This is a genomic window from Pseudoxanthomonas sp. LjRoot204_2, assembly GCF_056175765.1.
This window is the reverse complement of sequence record NZ_JBGFFG010000367.1, coordinates 1-3,417: the sequence shown is the minus strand read 5'-3', so window position 1 is coordinate 3,417 and position 3,417 is coordinate 1. Positions and strand designations below refer to the sequence as shown.

2 protein-coding genes and 1 pseudogene are annotated in these 3,417 nt (G+C 69.5%); all 3 read right to left on the bottom strand.

Annotation, left to right across the window (positions count from 1 at the left end):
* Positions 1-225: pseudogene (locus AC04L7_RS14875) on the bottom strand (DUF1684 domain-containing protein); the annotation flags it as partial.
* 1 nt (position 226) lies between these two features.
* A complete protein-coding gene (gene mutL / locus AC04L7_RS14870; protein WP_435999326.1) occupies positions 227-2,017 on the bottom strand; it encodes a DNA mismatch repair endonuclease MutL in 1,791 nt (596 codons plus the stop codon).
* A gap of 65 nt (positions 2,018-2,082) precedes the next feature.
* On the bottom strand, positions 2,083-3,417 hold a 1,335-nt coding region (locus AC04L7_RS14865), incomplete at its 5' end, for an N-acetylmuramoyl-L-alanine amidase (RefSeq protein ID WP_475513299.1).

The following is a 3,417-nucleotide window of genomic DNA, read 5'->3' as shown; positions in this document are numbered from 1 at the left end:
GCCGACGAAGTGGGACTTCAGTTCGATCCAATGCAGCCCGACCAGACTGGTCCAGCCATCCGGCGCGGTCAGCTCGTTCTTGCGCTGTTCGCGCCACGCGGCGTTGTCGGCCAGGAAGTTGACGTCCGCCACCTTGCCCGTGGAGGCCGCCTTCTCATCGCCGCCGCACCCGGCCAGCACTCCCAGCAGCATGGCCACCCCAAGCCATCCCGTGTTCTTCCCCATGTCAGCGTCCTCGCAGGAACCAGCGGTCGATCTCGTTCAAGGAAAAGCGCGCCCATGTCGGGCGGCCGTGATTGCACTGCCCCGAGCGCTCGGTGGCCTCCATCTCGCGCAACAGGGCGTTCATTTCGGGCACGGTGAGGCGCCGGTTCGCGCGCACCGCGCCATGGCACGCCATCGTCGACAGCAGTTCGTCGCGCGCAGCCGCCACGCGGCGGCTTTCGCCGTGTTCTCGCAGGTCCGCCAGCACGTCGCGCAGCAGTGCTTCGGGTTCGGCGTTCGACAACAAGGCGGGAATGCTGCGCACGCTCAACGACTGCGGACCGCTGCGGGTGACGTCGAAGCCCAGCGCCGCCAGCGTCGCCGCTTCTCGCTCGGCCACGTCGGCCTCGCGCTCCGCCACGGCGAGCGCCAGGGGGACCAGCAGCGGCTGCGCACGCAGGCCGATGCCATCGTGCGCATCCTTCAACTTCTCGTAGCCGATGCGCTCGTGCGCGGCGTGCATGTCGACTACGATCAGGCCATCCGCGTTTTCCGCCAGGATGTAGATGCCGTGCAGCTGTGCGATGGCGAAGCCCAGCGGCGGAATGCCGTCGGCATCGGCAGCCGGCATCGCCTGCGGCAGGGAGGGTGCCGGTGTCGCGGTTCCTGCCGGCGCAGCGTACAGCGCGGCATACGCCGCGGGTGCCTCGGCCACGTTCAGGCCCAGCGGCGACTGCTGCGTGGGCATCCAGGCGGACGGCACCGACGGGTAGTTTCTGCTGGCGAACGACGGCACCGCGGCGTCGTTCGGCAATGCACCAGCGCGCGTTTCGGCCAGGGCGTCGTGCAGCGTGCGGTATACGAAATCGTGGATCAACCGCGTGTCGCGGAAGCGCACTTCGTGCTTGGCGGGGTGCACGTTGACGTCGACGCGGGTGGGATCCAGTTCCAGGAACAGCACGTACGCCGGCTGGCGGCCATGGAACAGCACGTCCTGGTACGCCATCTTCACCGCATGCGCGATGTTGCGATCGCGCACGGAACGGCCGTTGACATAGACGTACTGCTGGTCCGCACTGGCGCGCGAGTAGCTGGGCTGTGCGATCCAGCCCTGCAGGCGCAGGCCGGCGGCGGCATGGTCCACGCGCAGCGCATTGCGTGCGAATTCGTCGCCCAGCGTTTCGCTCAGGCGGGACAAGGATTCCAGCTCATCGGCCTTGTAGCGCCGCGAGGGACGGCCGTTGTGGGAGACGCGCAGCTCGATATCGGGACGCGCCAGCGCCAGCGAACGCAGCCACTCTTCGATATGGCCCATCTCGGTGCGCTCGGCGCGCAGGAACTTGCGCCGCGCCGGCACGTTGTAGAACAGTTCGCGCACTTCCACGGTGGTGCCCACGGCATGCGGCTTGGGCGCCACCTCGCCGACCTTGCCGCCCTCCACCTGCAGCGATGCGCCGTGCGCATCCTGCGCACGCCGCGAGGTCAGCGCAAACCGGCTGACCGAAGCGATCGAAGGCAAGGCTTCGCCGCGGAAGCCGAGCGTGGCGACGGCTTCCAGGTCATCGAGCGAGGCGATCTTGCTGGTGGCGTGGCGCGATACCGCCAGCGGCAGTTCCTCGGGTGCGATGCCGCCGCCATCGTCGCGGATGCGGATCAGCCGCACGCCGCCCTCTTCCAGGTCGATGTCGACGCGGCGCGCGCCGGCATCCAGTGCGTTCTCGACGAGTTCCTTGACGACGGACGCCGGGCGCTCGACGACTTCGCCTGCAGCGATCTGGTTGATGAGGGTGTCGGGAAGCTGGCGGATCGGCACGTGCTGGCGGYGCAGGCGCGCCGTCTCGGGGGATCAGCCGTGATGATAGCCGAGCGGGTGCGCGATCAGGGCGCGCCGGCGGCGCCGCCCGCCGCGACAGTACGTGCGTCGGCCTCGGCCTGCGCGCGTGCGGCGAACAGCGTGCCCGGCGGCGGCTGGCGGGTGAAGTACGACTGGATGCCTTCCAGCACCGCGCCCGCCACCTTGCGCTGGTGCGCCGGGTCGAACAGCCGCTTCTCTTCGTCGGCGTTGGAGATGAAGCCCGTTTCCACCAGCATCGCCGGCATGTCGGAGTTGCGGAGGACTTCGAAGTTGGCGAATTCGATCTGCGGCTTGTGGGTCTTTCCGAGGCCCTTCAGCGAGGTCAGCACGTGGCCCGCGGCGTCCTGCGAGGCCTTCATGTGGCCGCTCTGGGCCAGGTCCAGCAGCACGTTGGACAAGGTGTCCTTGGTCAGGCGCACGCCACCGACCAGGTCGGAAGCATTTTCCTTGTCCGCCAGCCAGCGCGCGTGCTGCGACGAAGCACCCCGCAACGACAGCACGTACACCGACGAACCCCAGGCGCTGCGGTTCTCCGCCGCGTCGGCGTGGATCGACACGAACATGTCGGCCTTCGCCGCCCGCGCCTTGCGCGCGCGCTGGGGACGCTCGACATAGACATCTGTGTCGCGGACCAGATAGGCCTTCATGCCCGGCGTGGCGTTGATCTGGCGCGCCAGTTCCCTGGAGATCGCCAGCACCGCGTGCTTTTCGTAGCGACCGCTGGGACCGATGGCGCCCGGGTCCTGGCCGCCGTGGCCCGGATCGATGGCGATGACCAGCGGGCGCGTTCCGGAGGGCACGATGGTCGGCACCTTCGGCGCTTCTGCCGGAGGCGTCGTCGCGCCCGGCATCGGAGTGGGCTGACCCGTGGCGATGGTATAGGTGGGTCGTTCGCCGGCGGGGGTCGGCGCCGGCATCGTGGCGGCGGTGGACTGGCCGTTGAGGATGGCCTGCGGCGAGGGCGAGGGCGGACTGACGGGCGTCGGCCCTGTCGTTGCCGGCACCGACCCCGCCTGCACCACCTTGGCGGTCAGCAGCGCGGTCGCCCGGGCCGCATCGGCCTGCGGCGAGGGCGCAGGAACCGGGGTCGCTGGCGACGGTGTCGCGTTTGCGGTTGTCGCAGCAGCGCTGGCTGTCGCCGGCACCGCGACGCCATCACCGGGCCATTCGATGACCAGGCGGGAATTGGCGCCTGCCTGTTCCATGCGCGGCGCGAGCGCGGTGACGGGCGATGCAAGGTCGAAGACGACACGCAGGGTACTCGCGTCCGGCTGTCCTGTGCGCACGGCGCGCACGATGCCCGCCGGTACCGGCAGCCGCAGGCCAGCCTTCGCTTTCGATGCCGGGAGATCCACGAC